The 18,406-nt window shown below is 60.7% G+C and carries 17 protein-coding genes and 1 tRNA gene; 9 read left to right on the top strand and 9 right to left on the bottom strand.

The genetic code is table 11. The features are described 5' to 3' along the window. Nucleotides 1-62: 62 nt before the first annotated feature. Together AC1Q80_RS07040 and AC1Q80_RS07035 are read right to left on the bottom strand one after the other, a co-directional pair. A complete protein-coding gene (locus tag AC1Q80_RS07040) occupies nucleotides 63-1,280 on the bottom strand; it encodes an LL-diaminopimelate aminotransferase (RefSeq protein ID WP_173419902.1) in 1,218 nt (405 codons plus the stop codon). A gap of 124 nt (nucleotides 1,281-1,404) precedes the next feature. Next, nucleotides 1,405-1,713: an SHOCT domain-containing protein gene (locus tag AC1Q80_RS07035; RefSeq protein WP_173419901.1), complete on the bottom strand. Its 309-nt coding sequence runs from the start codon at nucleotides 1,711-1,713 to the stop codon at nucleotides 1,405-1,407. A gap of 109 nt (nucleotides 1,714-1,822) precedes the next feature. Here AC1Q80_RS07035 and phaC point away from each other — a divergent pair, with 109 nt between their 5' ends. The 4 genes from phaC (at nucleotide 1,823) to radC (ending at nucleotide 6,276) form a co-directional block, all read left to right on the top strand. Further along, nucleotides 1,823-3,667, top strand: a complete 1,845-nt coding sequence (phaC, locus tag AC1Q80_RS07030) for a poly(3-hydroxyalkanoate) polymerase subunit PhaC (protein ID WP_345791005.1) — start codon at nucleotides 1,823-1,825, stop codon at nucleotides 3,665-3,667. Between the two features lie 19 nt (nucleotides 3,668-3,686). Beyond that, nucleotides 3,687-4,418, top strand: coding sequence for a DNA/RNA nuclease SfsA (gene sfsA, locus AC1Q80_RS07025; RefSeq protein ID WP_492359999.1), 732 nt, complete (start codon nucleotides 3,687-3,689; stop codon nucleotides 4,416-4,418). Between the two features lie 230 nt (nucleotides 4,419-4,648). Beyond that, the gene (map, locus tag AC1Q80_RS07020; protein WP_492359998.1) at nucleotides 4,649-5,488 is read left to right on the top strand and encodes a type I methionyl aminopeptidase; all 840 of its coding nucleotides are present in this window, start codon (nucleotides 4,649-4,651) and stop codon (nucleotides 5,486-5,488) included. After that, nucleotides 5,485-6,276: a RadC family protein gene (gene radC / locus AC1Q80_RS07015; protein WP_492359997.1), complete on the top strand. Its 792-nt coding sequence runs from the start codon at nucleotides 5,485-5,487 to the stop codon at nucleotides 6,274-6,276. Before map ends, radC begins: the two co-directional genes overlap by 4 nt. Nucleotides 6,277-6,291: 15 nt before the next feature. Here radC and AC1Q80_RS07010 read toward each other — a convergent pair whose 3' ends face one another. Further along, complete coding sequence (locus AC1Q80_RS07010; protein ID WP_173419896.1) at nucleotides 6,292-7,332, bottom strand: magnesium and cobalt transport protein CorA; 1,041 nt, start codon at nucleotides 7,330-7,332, stop codon at nucleotides 6,292-6,294. Between the two features lie 201 nt (nucleotides 7,333-7,533). Between AC1Q80_RS07010 and sthA the strand changes: the two genes are divergently transcribed. Together sthA and AC1Q80_RS07000 are read left to right on the top strand one after the other, a co-directional pair. Further along, nucleotides 7,534-8,940, top strand: a complete 1,407-nt coding sequence (sthA, locus tag AC1Q80_RS07005) for a Si-specific NAD(P)(+) transhydrogenase (protein WP_173419895.1) — start codon at nucleotides 7,534-7,536, stop codon at nucleotides 8,938-8,940. 185 nt (nucleotides 8,941-9,125) lie between these two features. Then, nucleotides 9,126-9,935, top strand: a complete 810-nt coding sequence (locus tag AC1Q80_RS07000; RefSeq protein ID WP_492359996.1) for an endonuclease/exonuclease/phosphatase family protein — start codon at nucleotides 9,126-9,128, stop codon at nucleotides 9,933-9,935. 117 nt (nucleotides 9,936-10,052) lie between these two features. Here AC1Q80_RS07000 and tig read toward each other — a convergent pair whose 3' ends face one another. The 4 genes from tig to AC1Q80_RS06980 form a co-directional block, all read right to left on the bottom strand. Next, entirely contained in the window at nucleotides 10,053-11,531 is a 1,479-nt protein-coding gene (gene tig / locus AC1Q80_RS06995; protein WP_492359995.1) for a trigger factor, read from the bottom strand. A 179-nt stretch (nucleotides 11,532-11,710) separates the two neighbouring features. Beyond that, nucleotides 11,711-11,795 (bottom strand) — tRNA-Leu (locus tag AC1Q80_RS06990). Between the two features lie 185 nt (nucleotides 11,796-11,980). After that, the gene (locus AC1Q80_RS06985; protein WP_173419892.1) at nucleotides 11,981-12,574 is read right to left on the bottom strand and encodes a GDYXXLXY domain-containing protein; all 594 of its coding nucleotides are present in this window, start codon (nucleotides 12,572-12,574) and stop codon (nucleotides 11,981-11,983) included. Further along, a complete protein-coding gene (locus tag AC1Q80_RS06980; RefSeq protein WP_492359994.1) occupies nucleotides 12,571-13,680 on the bottom strand; it encodes a DUF2157 domain-containing protein in 1,110 nt (369 codons plus the stop codon). The genes AC1Q80_RS06985 and AC1Q80_RS06980 overlap by 4 nt, the downstream gene beginning before the upstream one ends. A 936-nt stretch (nucleotides 13,681-14,616) precedes the next feature. Here AC1Q80_RS06980 and AC1Q80_RS06975 point away from each other — a divergent pair. The 3 genes from AC1Q80_RS06975 (at nucleotide 14,617) to trmFO (ending at nucleotide 16,868) form a co-directional block, all read left to right on the top strand. Beyond that, nucleotides 14,617-14,760 carry a DUF1127 domain-containing protein gene (locus AC1Q80_RS06975; RefSeq protein ID WP_065781538.1) on the top strand — a complete coding sequence of 48 codons (144 nt, stop codon included), beginning with the start codon at nucleotides 14,617-14,619 and terminating at the stop codon, nucleotides 14,758-14,760. A 442-nt stretch (nucleotides 14,761-15,202) separates the two neighbouring features. Then, nucleotides 15,203-15,346 (top strand): DUF1127 domain-containing protein, encoded by a 144-nt coding sequence (locus AC1Q80_RS06970; RefSeq protein WP_065781539.1) that lies wholly within the window; start codon nucleotides 15,203-15,205, stop codon nucleotides 15,344-15,346. A 109-nt stretch (nucleotides 15,347-15,455) separates the two neighbouring features. After that, nucleotides 15,456-16,868 (top strand): methylenetetrahydrofolate--tRNA-(uracil(54)-C(5))-methyltransferase (FADH(2)-oxidizing) TrmFO, encoded by a 1,413-nt coding sequence (trmFO, locus tag AC1Q80_RS06965; RefSeq protein WP_209792322.1) that lies wholly within the window; start codon nucleotides 15,456-15,458, stop codon nucleotides 16,866-16,868. A gap of 116 nt (nucleotides 16,869-16,984) precedes the next feature. Here the strand turns inward: trmFO and AC1Q80_RS06960 are convergent, their stop codons facing one another. After that, nucleotides 16,985-17,452 carry a hypothetical protein gene (locus AC1Q80_RS06960; protein WP_492359993.1) on the bottom strand — a complete coding sequence of 156 codons (468 nt, stop codon included), beginning with the start codon at nucleotides 17,450-17,452 and terminating at the stop codon, nucleotides 16,985-16,987. A 110-nt stretch (nucleotides 17,453-17,562) separates the two neighbouring features. Further along, nucleotides 17,563-18,405, bottom strand: coding sequence for a phytoene/squalene synthase family protein (locus tag AC1Q80_RS06955; protein ID WP_492359992.1), 843 nt, complete (start codon nucleotides 18,403-18,405; stop codon nucleotides 17,563-17,565). Between the last annotated feature and the right edge of the window lies 1 nt (nucleotide 18,406).

Genomic DNA, 18,406 nt, shown 5'->3' with positions numbered 1-18,406 from the left:
GCGCCCCGCCAGAACGGCGGGGCCGTGGTGGAAGGGGCGTGCTTGCCGCACGCCCCCATCTTTTACCGGTGCGCGTTGAGCGAGATGACGTTGTGCATCGTCTCGTCAGCCGTGGACAGGAATTTCTTGATATTGCGGGCCGCCTGCCTGATCCGGTGTTCGTTTTCGACGAGCGCCAGACGCACGTAGTCGTCGCCCTGCTCGCCAAAGCCGATACCAGGTGCCACGGCCACATCGGCCTTTTCGACCAGCAGCTTGGAGAACTCAAGCGATCCGAGATGACGGAACTTCTCAGGAATCTTCGCCCAGGCAAACATCGTGGCTGCCGGCGGGGGCACCTCGAAACCGGCCTTGCCGAAACTTTCGACCATCACGTCGCGGCGACGCTTGTAGATGTTGCGGACTTCGGCGATGTCGCTGCCGTCACCGTTGAGCGCTTGGGTGGCGGCAACCTGAATTGGCGTGAACGCACCGTAGTCGAGATAGGACTTCACCCGCGTCAGCGCTGCGATCAGCCGTTCGTTGCCAACGGCAAAACCCATGCGCCAGCCGGGCATGGAGAATGTCTTCGACATCGAGGTGAACTCGACCGTCACGTCGATCGCGCCTGGCACTTCGAGCACGGACGGCGGCGGTGCGTCGTTGAAGTAGATTTCCGAATAGGCCAGATCCGAGAGCACGATGATGTCGTGCTTCTTCGCGAACGCCACGACTTCCTTGTAGAAATCGAGCGTGGCGACCTGCGCCGTCGGGTTCGACGGATAGTTGAGGATCAGCGCCAGCGGCTTCGGGATCGAATGGCGAACGGCGCGTTCCAGTGGTCCGAAGAAGGTGTCGTCGGGCTCGACCGAGATCGAGCGGATGACGCCGCCTGCCATCAGGAAGCCGAAGGCATGGATCGGATAAGTCGGATTGGGGCACAGGATGACGTCGCCGGGTGCGGTGATCGCCTGCGCCATATTGGCGAAGCCTTCCTTCGAGCCAAGGGTGGCGACGACTTGCGTGTCCGGGTTCAGTTTGACGCCGAAACGGCGGGCGTAATAGGCGGCCTGGGCACGACGCAGCCCGGGAATGCCCTTCGACGACGAATAACGATGCGTGCGCGGGTCCTGAACGGCCTCGCAGAGCTTGTCGACAATCGACTGTGGAGTGGGAAGATCCGGATTGCCCATGCCGAGGTCGATGATGTCAGCACCGGCCGCTCGCGCGCTTGCTTTCAAACGGTTGACCTGTTCGAAAACATAAGGCGGCAAACGCCGGACTTTGTGAAACTCTTCCATCTCCAAACCTCGTTTGGCGCACGTCTCCGCCAGCGGTTGGCCGTCGCGAAAACATGCGCTTTGGTGAACGGCCGTCACTGCGGCCATTGAACGCTTTGCGTCCAAATCACCCGAAACGCAAGTGCTAATTCGTGATCTGTTTCAGCGTGTCGGAGCCGTGGTCTTCGGCAAGCGTACGCATTTCCTTCATGCGACGCTGATACTCAGCTTCCGAGATGGAACCGGATTTGCGCGCGGCACCGAGCGAGCTCAACCGCGCCTGCATATCGGCGGCTTCCTCGTTGGTCATCTGCTGTGTCGCGGCCGGCTTCTGACCGTAGACGGAGGGATAGTTTTCGAACGGGGTCTTCTGGGTGTTGCAGCCCGCAAGCGTGCCCAGGAGAATGATCCCGGCAACCCAGGTGATGGAGCGCTGTTTTCCGACGGCGAACATACTGACAAAGACCTCTGTTATCGTGGCGCGACGATGCGCTAGCCCTTGTAATCATTTTCGGGCAGAATGTAAAAATACAAAACAAACAAGATGCTGTGGAGGAAACCGGGTGACAGCAGACAGGAATGCCGAAGGCCACGCCGGCAAGGACGGCTTTGCTGGCTTCGACCCAAAGTCCGTTGAACCCTACATCGTCAAGGATCCGGAAGGCCTCGCGGTCAACCTTGCCCGCGCGATGGAACAGCTCGGCAAGGCGGCTTCCGCCTGGCTTGCGCCGCGCGAGACCGGTGAGAAATCCGACGTCTTCGCCGAACCCGTCACCGACATGGTCAAGACTCTGTCGCGGGTTTCCGAGTATTGGCTTTCCGATCCGCGCCGCACACTCGAAGCGCAGACCCATCTCATGGGCAGCTTCTTCGAGATGTGGTCGCGCAGCATCAACCGCATGTCCGGTACCGATGGTGATCCGGCGCCCCCGCTGCGCGCCGACAAGCGCTTTACCGATGAGGACTGGGTCAAGAACCCCTTCTTCGATTTTGTCCGGCAGGCCTATTTCATCACGTCCGACTGGGCCGACAAGATGGTGCGCGACGCCGAGGGCCTCGACGATCACACCAAGCACAAGGCCGCCTTCTACGTCCGGCAGATTTCGAGCGCGCTGTCGCCGACCAATTTCATCACCACCAATCCTCAACTCTATCGGGAGACGGTCGCCACCAGCGGCGCCAATCTCGTCAAGGGCATGCAGATGTTTGCCGAGGATGTGGTGGCCGGCCGCGGCGATCTGAAGATGCGCCAGACCGATACCAGCAAGTTCGCCATCGGCGAAAACATCGCCATCACCCCCGGCAAGGTTGTCGCGCAGAGCGACGTCTGTCAGGTCATCCAGTACGAAGCGTCGACGGAAACGGTGCTCAAGCGCCCACTGTTGATCTGCCCCCCCTGGATCAACAAGTTCTACGTGCTCGATCTCAACCCGCAAAAATCCTTCATCAAATGGGCAGTAGACCAGGGACACACGGTCTTCGTCATTTCCTGGGTCAACCCGGACGAGCGGCACGCGGCCAAGGATTGGGAAGCCTATGCGCGCGAAGGCATCGGCTTTGCGCTCGACACCGTCGAACAGGCGACCGGCGAGCGGGACGTCAATGCCATCGGCTATTGCGTCGGCGGCACCCTGCTGGCCGCTACACTTGCGCTTCATGCCGCAGAGGGTGACGAGCGCATTCGCTCGGCGACGCTCTTTACCACCCAGGTCGATTTCACCCACGCAGGCGATCTCAAGGTCTTCGTCGATGAAGATCAGATCAGCCAGATGGAAGCCAACATGCAGGTCACCGGCTATCTCGACGGTTCGAAGATGGCAACCGCCTTCAACATGCTGCGCGCTTCCGAACTGATCTGGCCCTACTTCGTCAACAACTATCTCAAGGGTCAGGAGCCCCTGCCCTTCGACCTGCTTTACTGGAACTCCGATTCGACCCGAATGCCGGCGGCCAACCACTCGTTCTACCTGCGCAACTGCTATCTGGAGAACCGGCTGTCGAAGGGCGAGATGATGCTGGCCGGCAAGCAAGTGTCGCTCGGCGACGTCAAGATCCCGATCTACAACCTCGCCACGAAGGAAGACCATATCGCCCCGCCGCGCTCGGTCTTCCTCGGCTCCTCGTCGTTCGGCGGCAAGGTTACGTACGTGCTCTCCGGCTCCGGCCACATCGCCGGCGTCGTCAACCCGCCTGATAAGGGCAAGTACCAGTTCTGGACCGGCGGTCCGCCCAAGGGCGAGTACGACGATTGGGTCAAGACGGCCAAGGAAACGCCAGGGTCCTGGTGGCCGCACTGGCACCAGTGGATCGAAAAACTCGACAAGAAGCGCGTGCCGGCGCGCAAGCCCGGCGGCCAGCTCAACACGCTGGAAGAGGCACCCGGCTCCTACGTGCGCGCTCGCGCCTGACAAAAGTGTGGAATAGACTTTGATTTTCGATCGGCCACTCGTGCCCGCCACGCTCGTGCAGCGCTACAAACGCTTTCTGTTCGACGCCACTCTTATGGACGGCACGGCTTTGACGGGTTCCTGCCCCAACACCGGGTCGATGCGCGGGCTGACGACGCCGGGTTCGCGGATCTGGATGTCGGAACATGACAGCCCGACACGAAAGTACCGGCGGATGCTGGAGATCGTCGAGGCCGATGACACGCTCGTCGGCATCAACACCGGCCTGCCCAATCGCCTGGCGGAAGAAGCCATTCGCCTCGGCTTGATTTCCGATCTCCATGGTTATCCGTCGCTTTCCCGCGAGCAGAAGTACGGGCGCAACTCGCGCATCGATATCCTGCTCAGCGATCCGGTCCGCGGCTCCGCTTATGTCGAGGTCAAGAATGTGCATTTCAGTCGGATCCGCGGCGTGGCCGAGTTTCCCGACAGTCCCACCACGCGCGGCGCAAAACACCTGGAAGAACTGGGCGACATGGTTGAGGCCGGCCATCGGGCGATCATGGTCTATCTCGTGCAACGCAGCGATTGTGACAGCCTGAGGATCTGCCGCGACTATGATCCCGCATATGCCGCGGCCTTCGACCGTGCCATGGCACGCGGTGTCGAGGCCTATGCGGTGAAATGCCTGATATCGCCGACCGAGATCGCGCCTATTGGTATGATCGCCGTCGACGACACGAATGTCGGCACACTACGCAACTCAGCCTGAGCGGTGCTGCCGGGCCAATCCTTTGTCGCCAATCCCGCGCCAACCTGCAACAATCTGCGGATAGGCGCAGGCATTGTTCCGCGGTAGGCTTGATGACGAGCCAGGCGAAGGCACGACGCGCCAAAATCTGAGCTCCGGGCCGTGTATCAGTTCCTCTTGGTGCGCGGCAGTGGACGAGACGGCCCCTGCTGCATTATGAAATCAAGCAGGAAACAACTGAAAGTTCTGGAATGGTGACTTACATCGAGGCGGGGTCTTCGCCCCACAAAAACACCGGCGTCATCCGCCTCTACGGACCGGAGGGGTTTGAGGGCATGCGCAAAGCCTGTCAGGTGACGGCGCGTTGCCTCGACGAGCTGGTATCGCGTGTGCGACCGGGTGTGACGACCGAAGAGATCGATCGCTTCGTCTTCGAATTCGGCATGGACAATGGCGCGCTTCCCGCGACGCTGAATTACCGCGGCTACACCAAATCGTCCTGCACCTCGATCAACCATGTGGTCTGCCACGGCATTCCCAACGACAAGCCGCTTCGCGACGGCGATATCGTCAACATCGACGTCACCTATGTAATCGATGGCTGGCACGGCGATTCCAGCCGCATGTATCCGGTCGGCGAGATCAAACGCGCTGCCGAACGCCTTCTTGATGTCACGCACGAGTGTCTGATGCGCGGCATTGCGGCCGTGCGCCCCGGCTCGCGCACCGGCGCGATCGGCGAAGCGATCCAGACCTATGCGGAAGCCGAACGGTGCTCGGTCGTGCGCGACTTCTGCGGACACGGCGTCGGCCGGCTGTTTCACGATGCCCCGAACATCCTGCATTACGGCCGCGCCAACGAAGGGCCGGAACTGCGCGAAGGCATGATCTTCACCATTGAGCCGATGATCAATCTCGGCCGGCCACACGTGAAGGTGCTGGCCGATGGCTGGACGGCGGTCACCCGTGACCGCTCTCTCTCGGCACAATACGAACATACGGTCGGCGTGACGGCTGACGGCTGTGAGATCTTTACCCTCTCCCCGGCCGGCCTCTTCAAGCCTGATATGGCCGCCATGGGCGCTGCATGACGAAAAACACCCGTTCATCCGTAGGCGACGCGACGCAGCCGGCGGATGAACGATCGTTTTTTGCAGATCTCCTGCCGCAGGCTCCTGCTGCACCCGAAACGAATGCCGCGACCACCGAGGCGCACTACCTCGGTCATCGCGACCGGCTTCGCACCCGGTATCGCGAGCACGGCGATGGCGCGCTTGCCGACTACGAAATCCTGGAAATGCTCTTGTTTCGGCTGATCCCGCGCAAGGACACCAAGCCGATCGCCAAGGCGCTGCTGACGCGCTTCGGTACGCTTGCCGGCGTGTTCGGCGCGCCGCTCGCCTTGCTGCAGGAAGTCAAGGGTGTCGGCGAAGCGGTGGCGCTCGACCTGAAGCTTGTCTCAACGATCGGCCACCGGACGCTGAAGAGCGATCTGCGCAAGAAGCACATTCTCTCCTCCTGGTCGGCTGTGATCGAGTATTGCCATGCGGCCATGGCCTACGAGACTAAGGAACAGTTCCGCATCCTGTTTCTCGACAAGCGCAATACCTTGATCGCCGATGAGGTCCAGCAGACCGGTACCATCGACCATACCCCGGTCTATCCGCGCGAAGTGGTCAAGCGCGCGCTCGAACTATCGGCGACAGCGCTTATCCTTGCGCATAACCATCCTTCCGGTGACCCGACACCGTCCCGCGCGGACATCGACATGACCAAGCTGATCGTCGAGACGGCCAAGCCGCTGGGCATCGCCGTGCACGATCACATCATCATCGGCAAGGATGGCCATGTCAGCCTGAAAGGGCTGCGCCTGTTCTAGCCGCGCAACCGACTTTCACAGCCATCTGGCGCGGCGGAAGAAGCGAAAAAGCGTCAGGCACAGCCCGATGATCACCGCCAGCACGACGAAGTAGCCGTAGCGGAATTTCAGCTCGGGCATGTCGTCGAAGTTCATCCCATAGATCCCGGCAATTGCCGTCGGCACCGCCAGAATGGCCGCCCAGGACGCCAGCTTGCGGGAGATCTCCGTTTGCTCCGACTGCCCCATCATCAGGCTCGCTTCGAACGTGAAGGCCAGAACCTCGCGCAGGGCATCGATATCTTCCTGCACGCGGCGGACATGATCGGTCACGTCGCGAAAGAGCGGCTGCAACGCCGCGTCCATGCCGGGCAAATCGACATGCTCGTGCCGCCGGCAGACGTCGACCAATGGTACGGCCGCATTTCGAAGCCGGAGCAGATTGCGCCTGAGCAGATAGAGCCGTTCGATATCGTCCTTCTCCAGACGTTGGCGAAGCAGGCGATCCTCGAGCCGTTCAACCTCCTCGTGAATGGCCTCGATCACCGGCATGTAGTTGTCGACGATGAAATCGAGGATCGAATAGAGGATGTAGTTTTCGCCATGGGCCAGAGCTGCCGGCGAAGCCTCGCACCGCTGCCGGACGGCCATGTAAGAGGTCGAGGCGCCGTGGCGAACCGACACGACATAGCCGCGCCCGACAAACAGATGGGTTTCCCCGAAAGCGATTTCGTCTCCGACCATGTGGGCGGTCCGGGCGACGACAAAGATCGAATCGCCGTAAATCTCCAGTTTCGGCCGTTGGTGCGCCTTGCAGGCGTCTTCGATCGCGAGATCATGCAGATCGAATTCACGTTGCACCTGCCGGAGCAGTGCCGCATCCGGTTCGTGGAGGCCGATCCAGATGACGGTGCCGGGGCGGCTTCGCCATTTGCCGGCATCTTCCACGTGAATGTCCTGAATACGCACGCCGTTTTCGTAGACCGCGGCGGCGACCACGCCCTGCCGCTCTTCAGCATGGGGCCCTTCAGTCGTCTGCGAATTCCCAGATCTTTCGTTCGTCAGGTCCAGCGCCATAGAAAACCTCCCATGCCCGCATGAATTTCATGGACCGGTATGCCATTGGACCGTCGAGCATACGCGTATTTGCTGATATTCGCACCCAACAGGTTTCAAACTCGAAAACCACTTCATCAAACTGTGCGATTGACGGTATAGACGCATGCAAGCGACACTTTTCGCAGCGCACAACGATTCTCCCTTTTTGACGGAATTCTTATGAACCAGTTCGATCTCATCGTCGTCGGAAGCGGACCCGCAGGCCGCCGCGGCGCCATCCAGGCCGCCAAGCTCGGCAAGAAGGTTCTCGTCATCGAACAGGGAAAACGCGTCGGCGGCGTTTCCGTGCACACCGGCACGATCCCTTCGAAGACATTGCGCGAAACGGCGCTCAATCTGTCGGGCTGGCGCGAGCGCGGCTTTTACGGCCGGTCCTACCGCGTCAAGGAAGAAATCAGCGCCGATGACCTGCGCCAGCGGCTGATCATCACGCTCAACCACGAAGTCGAGGTTCTCGAACATCAGTTTGCCCGCAACCGGGTGCAGCAGATGCGCGGCAAGGCGAGGTTCGTCGATCCAACGACACTCGAAGTCGTCAAGGACGACGGCGAGACCATGCTTGTATCCGGCACCAGCATCATGCTCGCCGTCGGCACCAAGCCCTTCCGCCCGGATTACATGCCGTTCGACGGCAAGACGGTGCTCGACAGCGACGAACTGCTCGATATTTCGGAACTGCCGCGCTCGCTCGTGGTTATCGGCGCCGGCGTCGTCGGCATCGAGTATGCGACGATCTTCAGCGCGCTCGACACGCAGGTGACGGTGATCGACCCGAAGACGACGATGCTCGACTTCATCGACAAGGAGATCGTCGAGGATTTCATCTACCAACTGCGCGACCGCAACATGAAGCTGCATCTCGGGCACAAGGCAGACACGGTTGAACGGCTCGACAATGGCAAGGTGTTGCTGACGCTCGACAACGGCCGCCGGATCACCAGCGATATGGTGCTCTTTGCCGCCGGCCGCATGGGCGCTACCGACACGCTCAATCTTGCTGCAGCCGGGCTGGAAGCAGACAGCCGCGGGCGGCTGAAGGTCAATCCCGAAACCTTCCAGACCTCGGTGCCGAACATCTATGCCGCCGGCGACGTGGTCGGCTTTCCAAGCCTTGCCTCGACGTCCATGGAACAGGGCCGCATCGCGGCTCGCGTTGCCGTTGGCGCGATCGCCATGGAACCACAGAAGTATTTCCCTTACGGCATCTACGCCGTGCCGGAAATCTCCACCTGCGGCCTTTCCGAAGAAGAGGTCAAGGATCGCGGCATTCCCTACGAATGCGGCATGGCGCGCTTCCGCGAGACGTCGCGCGGTCACATCATGGGCCTCGATTCCGGGCTGTTGAAGATGATCTTCTCGTTGAAGACGCGTCGCCTGCTCGGCGTGCACATCATCGGCGAAGGCGCGACAGAACTGGTTCACATCGGCCAAGCCGTGCTCAATCTCAAGGGAACGGTCGAGTACTTCGTTGAAAACACCTTCAACTATCCGACGCTTGCCGAGGCCTACAAGATCGCCGGTCTCGACGCCTGGAACCGCATGGGCGAGATCAAGCCGACGGCGTGATATTCTGCAAGGCTCGGCAAGCCGGCCTCTGCCACTGCCACGCGAATCAGATAGCGTCGCGGTCCTGACCGTCTCAGGGCCGCATGCTTGGCCACACCATCAAGCCATCGGCCCTAGGCTTCTGTTTTGGTTCACCGCCTGGGCATCGCGCATCTCCCGGCGGCCCTTCCGGTGAGCATTTGGCCATGTCATTACGCATCCTTTCCCTGAATGTCTGGGGCGGCAAGCTACATGCGTCGCTGATCCCGTATCTCGTCGAGGCGAATGCCGACGTTCTGTGCCTCCAGGAAGTCGTGCGATCACCCGAGACGACGTCCGGCTGGCTCCTTTACCGCGATCGCGATATTGAATTGCCACAGCGTGCCAACCTCTTTGACGAGATTCGGGCAGCCCTGGCTGATCACGACGGCTATTTCTGCCCGACGTCGAGAGGCGAGCTTCACGATGGCATCCGCATGGTCCATGCCGAATTCGGCTTGGCCACGTTCGTGCGCAAATCCCTTCCGGTCATCAGCCAGGCGCTCGACTTCGTCCACGGCGCGTTTTCCCCTGATGGCTGGGGCAAGCATCCGCGTCCGCGAAACGCCCATTGCCTCCGGATCTTCGACTATGAGGCCGGCTTTTCCATCACCATCGCGCAAATGCACGGCCTGCGGGCGGAGAACGGCAAGGGCGACACACCGGAACGGCAGGCCCAGGCGGATGCCCTGGTGCAATTGATAGGTCGTGTGTGGCCCGGCAACGAAAGGCTGATCGTCTGCGGCGATCTCAATCTCCTCCCCGATAGCGACACCTTCACGGTCCTTGGCAATCTCGGCCTCGCCGATCTCGTCACCGGCCGCGGCCATGCCGATACGCGCACATCGTACTATGGAAAGCCTGGGCGCTTCGCCGACTACATGCTGGCGACGCCGGATGTCGAGGTCGTTGGTTTCGATGTGGTGGCACATCCTGAAGTCTCGGATCACCGCGCACTGCTGCTGGATCTTCGGTAGAGAAAATCGCGTCGCCACCGCGCGCACCCAAACATCTGCACCCAAACGTCTGCACAACGGAAAAGGCCCTGCCGTAGAACGGCAGGGCCCCAGATTTTCAGGCAATCGAAGAAACGATTACTCGGCGCTGTCGTCAGCAGCCTTCTTCTTGGCCGGAGCCTTCTTCTTCGGAGCTGCGGCTTCTTCGCCTTCAGCGGCATCAGCCTTGGCAGCGGCCTTCTTCTTGGCCGGAGCCTTCTTGTCAGCCTTGCCTTCGGTTTCTTCGTCGTCAGCCGTCAGCTCTTCCTTGGAAACCGTCTTGTCGGTTACCGAGATCTCGGACAGCAGGTGATCGACGACCTTTTCTTCGAACAGCGGAGCGCGCAGCGAAGCAGCGGCGCCGGGGGTGTTCTTGAAGTAGTCGAGGATCTGCTTTTCCTGGCCCGGGAACTGGCGGAGCTGTTCGAACAGCGAACGCTGCAGTTCGTCGTCGCTGACCTGAACGCCGGCCTTTTCGCCGATTTCCGAGAGAACGAGGCCGAGGCGAACGCGACGCTCAGCGAGCTTGCGGTATTCGGCGCGGGCTTCTTCTTCGGTGGTTTCTTCGTCAGCGAAGGTCTTGCCGGCCTGCTGCAGGTCGGTGTTGATCTGGCGCCAGATGTTTTCGAATTCGGCTTCGACGAGGCGCTCCGGCGTGTCGAACTGGTAGAGTTCGTCGAGCTGGTCGAGGATCTGACGCTTCACCTTCTGGCGGGTCAGCGAGCCGTACTGGCTCTCGATCTGGCCGCGAACGATTTCCTTCAGCTTTTCAGCCGATTCGAGACCGAGCTTGGTGGCCAGTTCGTCGTTGATTTCGATGTCTTGGGCAGAAGCAACGTCCTTGACGGTGATGTCGAAGGTGGCTTCCTTGCCGGCAAGGTTCGCTGCCGGGTAATCGGCCGGGAACGTCACGGTGATGGTCTTTTCGTCGCCAGCCTTGACGCCGACGAGCTGCTCTTCGAAGCCCGGGATGAAGCGGTTGGAGCCGAGAACCAGTTCAGCATCTTCGTCCTTGCCGCCGTCGAAGGCTTCGCCGTCAACCTTGCCGAGGTAGTCGATGGTGACGCGGTCGCCGTTGGCAGCCTTGCCCTTCTTCGATTCGTAGGTGCGGGCGCTTTCAGCGATGCGCAGGATCTGCTCGTTGACTTCGTCTTCGGCGATCTCGACGACTTCGCGCGTCACCTTGATGCCGCTGACGTCCTTGAGTTCGATCGCCGGGATGATTTCGTAGGCGACGGTGAACTCGAGGTCAGCCTCGGCGTTGAGGATCTTGTCGGCTTCGGACTCGTCCTCTGTCATCGCGATTTCCGGCTGGGTCGCCGACTTCTCGCCGCGGCCCGAAAGGATCTCGGTCGGCTTTTCACGGACGATCTCGTTGACGAGGTCTGCCATGATCGACTTGCCATAGACCTTCTTGAGATGCGCGAACGGCACCTTGCCCGGGCGGAAGCCGTTGATCTTCACACGGTCCTTAACTTCGGCCAGGCGCTCGTTCATCCGAGCTTCCATGTCCTTGGCCGGGATAACGACCTTGAGTTCGCGCTTCAGCCCTTGAGCGAGCGTTTCGATAACCTGCATGTTCAAACCTTCATTTCACGTTGACTGTGCTCTTCCCCTTAGAAAGGTCTGGCGAGCACGTGAGCCGATCCATTTGCCGGGAGTGGCTTTACGCAGTTCCGTAACCGTTTTGCAAGCAAAATGGCACTCCAGCCCCCTTCATCTACGCAGAATCCGGTCTTTTGGTGCGATCACTGTCCTGGTGCGGGTAGAGAGACTTGAACTCCCACGCCTTACGGCACCAGAACCTAAATCTGGCGTGTCTACCAATTTCACCATACCCGCGTTCAGACAATCGCACCGACTGAGCGTATTCCCGCAAGACCAACCAACGGAAACACCGCGGATACAAAGGGCATGCTGAGGTTCAGGGCTTTCCCGAGCGCGGCGTCTCTATATCACTCGTTTTGACGGGATCAAAGGGAAAATACGATTACCCACATAGAACGATTTGGTCCCGCCAAGAGCCGCTAGTAGAGCGGCTCCTCGTAGACAGGCGTACCTTCAACTGCGATCTGCCTGATCTGCGCTCGCCCGGCATCATTGACGCGTACGTTCACCGAAAGCGCTTCGGCATTGCGCGCCTGCTCCAGCACCCGTCCCTCACCTTCAGGAACATAGAATCGCTCGATACCGTAGGCGACATTGATCGGTGACGGGATTTCGCTCGACGAAGGGTAGTAAGTGAAGGGCTGCGATTGAAGCACGACGCTTTCATCCGCAGGCGCAAGCTCCGTGAAGGATGCTTCGGATGCACTCCAGAAGCCGTCCGGCTGCTTGGCAAGGCGCACGAAAACCGTCACCTCCTGCGGCGCCTTCGGCAAACCGCCCTTGAAGAGTTCAGGCGGCAGTGAAGAAATGTCATAGCTGAGGATGACATAGTCACCGCGCAGCAGATCTCTCGGATCGACCGGCACTGTCTTGAGCAGGACTTCCTTGCCGTTCCTCAGGATCGATGCCCGGCTTTCGACCATGTAGCCCAGCGCTGCCGTCTGCAGAACGGCCGCGATCAGCGCGGCGACGAGCGGCGGCAGCCAGCGGCGCTTTGCGGAGAGATCATTCATGGCGAAACCTCCTCGCGTCCCGATCGCATCAATCGGCCCTCGATCCGGATCACCAGCCAGGCGATTACCGCCACCAGCAGGCCGGAAATCAGGAAGAAGCCGGAGGTTCCAAGCATCGAGCCGAGCGTCTCGAAAGCGAGATAGAGAAGCTCACCGGCAAAGGCCGCATAACCGAGATAGCGAACAGCTCCGTTCTGCGCGCCGGCGAGCGCTATCCCAAGCAGAGCGACGATCAGCACGGCCGCACCGGCGGCAACTTCCGTGAACAACCCGACCGCTTCAAACTGCAACACAGAGAAACCGATGAGCGCGAGGGCAAAGGAATAGAATGCCGGCGCCGAACCGGCCTCGAGCGCCATGGGACGAAGCGGTGAACCGGGCATGGCTGCCGCGAGGAAGGCCACAATGCCGCCGACAGCCAATGTGCCGGCAAAACCGAGGGACGAATTCTCGATATAGAGCCAGATGAGCCACGCCACCACCAGCAGGTAAGCCAGGTGACGGGCGCGACCGGCGTCCGTCAGGCGCACCAGGATGACCACGAGGATGGCAAGTGCCGGGACAATCCAGGTTTGCCACTCGACGATTTCACCAAGTCCGTTTTCGGACAGCACCGTCAGGAAATAGGCCCAGGCCAGCCCGCCGCACACGGTCGTGACAGCGGCCGAGCGAAAGGCGAGCGCGGTTACGCATGCCCCTGCGATCCAGAGCAGGAGCGCGTCGGCGGCATCCCCGGAGAGATGATACATCTGCCCGACAAGCGCGATGCCGGCGCCGAACGACATTGTGGCCAGCACGAGCGTCGCTGCCGCAAGACCACCATTGCCCCGCCGGACAAACAAGGCACCGGCAAAATGAAAGCCCCAGATCAAGGCGACGATACCAAACAGCCGCGCGAGACGCGGCAGCGCCTCCCAGTTGGCCGCCACCAGCAAAAGGATCGAGGCGGAGAGCAGCAGAGCTGCCAGCACCAAGAGCACACGCCCGGCCCGGAACGCGGATTCGCGACCGTCGTACTCCGCAAGCATCTGTCGTGCGGACGCTTCCGGCAGAAGCCCCATACCGACCCAATGCTTGAAATCCTTTTCGAGACGCCCGCGATACATATTGCCCCACCTCCCGCGACGACTTGCCCCTTGAAGGCCCAAGCCGAGATCAACACCTAATCATGCAATGTCGGAAAAACACAACCATTCGATCACGCGCACCCCAGGTGTCTTCGCCCGAATTTGACGACTTGCGCAATGCGCATATCTTCCATGCGGATATTGCACTGCACAAATCGATTTAAAGACCCTATATTCAAATCATCAGAGGCGAACGAAGGCAAACAGCCAAGCGGACGCCAGCGGCGATGGTCAGCCGCCCCGGGAGCCGGGAAAGACCCGGACGAAAGTTCGATGGAATTCGGAGCGGCGCACTCCTCCTCCCAGCGCCCCTCCGATACGATTGGCAACACTCCTCCTCCCAGTTGCCAATCACCTTCAATGACGCTCGCTGGACCTCCTCCCCCAGCGGGCGTTATTCGTTTCAGCCCTCCCTTCGCGTTTATCATGGCCGCTCGAAGCATCTGCACAATGTTTGCGCATCCTTTCACCGACTCCGCGTCGAGCCATGCATTAAGCGCATACGTGCCATGAGACATCTGAACTACACAAATTCAGCAGACTAAACTATCTTCAACTCATCGATCGGGGCGGCGCACTCCTCCTCCCAGCGCCCCTCGATTTGGATCGGCAGCACTCCTCCTCCCAGTTGCCGATCAGAACAAAACGACGCTCGCTGGATCTCCTCCCCCAGCGGGCGTTGTTTGATTCAACCACCTTTCCCCCCTCCATTCTCCGGCCAAGTCCATGACCTCCTCGCGGCGGCATCGGAGTGCGACGCCGGTGCATCGATCAAAACGAGACCTGCATGAGCTGCATGGGTGCGATGCAGCATTATCTCTGTAACTTCTGCTCAAAACGATTATATTCCGGGTCATCAGATGACGGCCAGCCGAGAGACAAGCGCTGGCAAACGACCCTAGAAAGGATAGGATCATGAACCTCGCACGTTCTTTCAACAATTGGCGCAAGTACCGTCAGACCTGCAACGAACTCGGCCGCATGAGCGACCGCGAACTGAGCGACCTCGGCATCGGCCGTGGCGACATCGCCTACGTTGCACGTCAGGCAATCAAGTAATCTCCAGGAGCGCTGCTTCGCGCAGCGCGCCGGACATTACCAACGCCCTCCGGTTCATTCCGGGGGGCGTTTTTCGTTGGCAAATTGCCTAACAAATTCTCTTCGCAACTGCGAAGGCCAACCACAAGCCAGGAACGGCTCCGGACCGGCAATCCTGCCTTGGTTTGCAGCAAGACACGCCGGCGACATGCCCCCGATAGCCGCCCAAAAAATGATACGATTCCAAATCGTTAATGGACCTCTCCCGCTTTTTAATCAATCTTTAAGCGATGGCGCGTTTTCGAGCGGGCGCAATTCTTGCCCAGCAATGTGGCGATGCACTGCACAAATGCATAGCAGATGCATTTTCTTTGCACTCCACCTTCTAATTAGACAAGCGTATAAGAACCTCAACGACGCAGACAGATGGCTGTCGCGACAAACAGATCTTGAGGAAAAAGTCATGAACCCGATTCGTATCGCAAAAAGCTGGATCAACTACCGCCGCACCGTCAGCGAGCTCGGCAACCTGTCGAACCACGCTCTCAATGATATCGGCATCACCCGCTACGATATCCGCAACATTGCATCGCGCTCCTTCCGTTAATCGGATCGAACGACCAGACTTCCAAGACGGCGCCTTCGGGCGCCGTTTTCGTTTGTGGCGATAGCAACGACGGTTGGAACGACGAAGCGAGCATGGTAGGAAGCCGGCCATGAGCAAAGACACCTCTTCCCACTCTCCCATCCATGTCATCGGCGGCGGCCTTGCCGGGTCTGAAGCTGCCTGGCAGATCGCCGAGGCCGGCGTTCCGGTCGTGCTGCACGAGATGCGCGGCGTGCGCGGCACCGATGCGCACAAGACGGACGGCCTTGCCGAGCTCGTCTGTTCGAACTCGTTCCGGTCCGACGACGCGACCAGCAACGCTGTCGGCGTGCTGCATGCCGAAATGCGCCTTGCCGGCTCGCTGATCATGAAGGCGGCCGATGCGAACCAGGTGCCGGCGGGCGGCGCGCTCGCCGTCGACCGCGACGGCTTCTCCGATGCCGTCACCGCGGCGATCGCCGGCCACCCGCTCATCACCGTGGTGCGCGAAGAAATCCGCGGCTTGCCGCCGAAAGAATGGGACCTGGCGGTGATCGCCACCGGCCCGCTGACTGCCCCTGACCTTGCCGAATCGATCCGCCAGGAAACGGGCGCCGATGCGCTCGCCTTCTTCGATGCCATCGCGCCGATCGTCTATACCGAGACGATCGACATGGACATTTGCTGGTATCAGTCGCGCTACGACAAGGTGGGCCCCGGCGGAACCGGCAAGGACTATATCAACTGCCCCATGAACGAGGAGCAGTACAACGCCTTCATCGACGCGCTCGTGGCCGGCGACAAGACCGGCTTCAAGGAATGGGAAGGTACGCCCTATTTCGACGGCTGCCTGCCGATCGAGGTAATGGCCGAGCGCGGGCGCGAGACGCTGCGCTACGGGCCGATGAAGCCGATGGGCCTCACCAATGCCCACAACCCGACAGTCAAGGCCTACGCTGTCGTCCAGCTGCGCCAGGACAACGCGCTTGGCACGCTCTACAACATGGTCGGCTTCCAGACGAAACTGAAGTATGGCGCGCAGGCGGAAGTCTTCCGCATGATCCCGGGCCTCGAGAATGCCGAATTCGCCCGCCTCGGCGGCCTGCACCGCAACACCTATATCAACTCACCCACGTTGCTCGACGGAACGCTGACGCTCAAGTCACGGCCGGGCTTGCGCTTCGCCGGTCAGATCACCGGCTGCGAGGGCTACGTGGAAAGTGCCAGCATCGGCTTGCTGGCCGGTCGGTTCGCCGCAGCGCAACGCAAGGGCGAAGAATTGATCACGCCGCCAGCAACGACCGCCTTTGGCGCACTGCTCAATCATATTACTGGCGGCCACATCGTTTCCGACGACGAACCGGGCAAACGCTCGTTCCAGCCGATGAATGTCAATTTCGGGCTGTTCCCACCGCTCGATCCCGGCGCCATCACCAAGCCCGAGGGCGTGAAGCGTTTCCGCGGCAAGGAAAAGGCTGCGGCAAAGAAGCAGGCGACTGCTGCGCGCGCACTCAGCGACTGTGCCGCCTGGTTGAACGGGTAATCGGCCACCAGGCAATTGGCCTGCAATCCGGATCAACGCCGGTTTGCGGGCCTCTTACTTTCGCAGGCTTACACTGATCAGGACCGCCGGCAGCGATGGCTGCCGCCAGGTGTTCGTTATTCGCCCGCTTTCGCTGGCGATGGCACGTCCGCCTCATCGGCGGTGAATTCCGATTTCGGGCTGAAGCTGCCAAGCAGCCACAGCGAGACTTCAGCCGCCTCACTGGGGTTGTGAAACTCGAACGCATTGTCGAGATAGGCGAAATCGGGGAAATGAACGATCAACCCATGGCCGCTTTCGGAACTGTTGACCCGGACCTTGCCCGGCTGAATGACGTGGCAAACATAATGCGTTCCATGTGATTGTATGAAACCGGCCTTGCCGTCATGCAGTCGCAGGAAGATCGCCTTGCGGTCCGCGGTCGAATGAAGGGCACGAATTGCCTCGTCCGGAAAGGCCCGCCCGAACTCGACCATCGCCGAGCCGGCATCCGGGTCGTTCCAGTCCCGTTCAGCCCGCGCGTTCATCCACATGTAGAACGAGCCGGCAAGAATGACGACGATGATCAAAAGCAGCCAGAGCATCAGACGGGCACCCCTTCAGTGGGCAAGAAGCCGATAAACTGCCTCTATACGGTGTGAGCCTTGCGCCAGTTTGACCATATGCTGCGCCCTCTGATGCCCGCTCCCGCCACTTAGAACCGCCTGCACCTGCTCGCCCACCACATCCACCATTGCCGCCGCCACTGCGCCGGCCTGATCGGATCGCGCAACACCCCCGCGCCGACGGTCTCGGCACGGTCGAAGATCGGCTCGGCGAGTGCTAGGGGAACAAAGCCGGGGAAATTGCCGGGCGCGATCGTATCGAGCCGGGCACGCGCCTTGGTCAGGTGGTCCCGGCCGTAGCCCGCAAACGCCCTGACCGCTCTTCCGATCGCGTCTTGATCCTCCCCGGCGAGCAGCGTTTCCCTGTCGAGGCCGGTTGCCCGCAGGAGCTCGGCCGGTAGGTAGACCTGCCCTCGGCGGCAATGCTGCGGCAGCAGCAGCAGCACCCCCGCCACCGCCTGCGCGACGCCAGCGTGGCCGGCTGCCTCGGCGGACTTCGCTGCATTTTGCGGATCAAGAACAAGGCAGGACAGCTGGATCAGCGCCGACGCAGTCTCACCGGCGTAACCTTCGAATGCCGCCCGGTCTTCCATCGGATCATCGTAGAGATCGAAGATCCTGGCGTCGATCATGTTCTGAAACACCGAGATGGGAAGTCTATGCTTACGAATGCAGTCGAGCAGCGCACGTGCGAGCGGGTGCCCCTCACCCGTCGCATCTTCGTTTTCCAGCAACTCTCGCCACCATTGCATGCGGATCTCACCCGGGATCGGCTCATGGACCAGCTCGCGAATGCGGGCGAGCTCGGCGTTGAAGGCGTAGAGCGCAGCGAGTGACGACTGACTCGCTGCAGGCGCCAGCAGGCAGGCGAGGTAGCGGTCACGGTCATTGTCCCTGAGGTCGCTCAGGATCTGGGTATCGATTTCTTGCACG

The sequence above is a fragment of the Ensifer sp. GW823-FHT05D09 genome (genome assembly GCF_058795755.1).
Note: the sequence above shows the minus strand (reverse complement) of the source record. Positions and strands in the feature narration are given on the sequence as shown.

What these genes read in the sequence shown, in the direction of transcription:
- tig (WP_492359995.1), bottom strand. Translation starts at nt 11,531, where the DNA reads ATGCAGGTTATCGAAACGCTCGCTCAAGGGCTGAAGCGCGAACTCAAG.
- AC1Q80_RS07010 (WP_173419896.1), bottom strand. Translation starts at nt 7,332, where the DNA reads ATGGCGCTGGACCTGACGAACGAAAGATCTGGGAATTCGCAGACGACT.
- AC1Q80_RS06980 (WP_492359994.1), bottom strand. Translation starts at nt 13,680, where the DNA reads ATGTATCGCGGGCGTCTCGAAAAGGATTTCAAGCATTGGGTCGGTATG.
- sthA (WP_173419895.1), top strand. Translation starts at nt 7,534, where the DNA reads ATGAACCAGTTCGATCTCATCGTCGTCGGAAGCGGACCCGCAGGCCGC.
- AC1Q80_RS07040 (WP_173419902.1), bottom strand. Translation starts at nt 1,280, where the DNA reads ATGGAAGAGTTTCACAAAGTCCGGCGTTTGCCGCCTTATGTTTTCGAA.
- AC1Q80_RS07000 (WP_492359996.1), top strand. Translation starts at nt 9,126, where the DNA reads ATGTCATTACGCATCCTTTCCCTGAATGTCTGGGGCGGCAAGCTACAT.
- trmFO (WP_209792322.1), top strand. Translation starts at nt 15,456, where the DNA reads ATGAGCAAAGACACCTCTTCCCACTCTCCCATCCATGTCATCGGCGGC.
- AC1Q80_RS06975 (WP_065781538.1), top strand. Translation starts at nt 14,617, where the DNA reads ATGAACCTCGCACGTTCTTTCAACAATTGGCGCAAGTACCGTCAGACC.
- AC1Q80_RS06960 (WP_492359993.1), bottom strand. Translation starts at nt 17,452, where the DNA reads ATGCTCTGGCTGCTTTTGATCATCGTCGTCATTCTTGCCGGCTCGTTC.
- map (WP_492359998.1), top strand. Translation starts at nt 4,649, where the DNA reads ATGGTGACTTACATCGAGGCGGGGTCTTCGCCCCACAAAAACACCGGC.
- radC (WP_492359997.1), top strand. Translation starts at nt 5,485, where the DNA reads ATGACGAAAAACACCCGTTCATCCGTAGGCGACGCGACGCAGCCGGCG.
- AC1Q80_RS07035 (WP_173419901.1), bottom strand. Translation starts at nt 1,713, where the DNA reads ATGTTCGCCGTCGGAAAACAGCGCTCCATCACCTGGGTTGCCGGGATC.
- AC1Q80_RS06970 (WP_065781539.1), top strand. Translation starts at nt 15,203, where the DNA reads ATGAACCCGATTCGTATCGCAAAAAGCTGGATCAACTACCGCCGCACC.
- AC1Q80_RS06985 (WP_173419892.1), bottom strand. Translation starts at nt 12,574, where the DNA reads ATGAATGATCTCTCCGCAAAGCGCCGCTGGCTGCCGCCGCTCGTCGCC.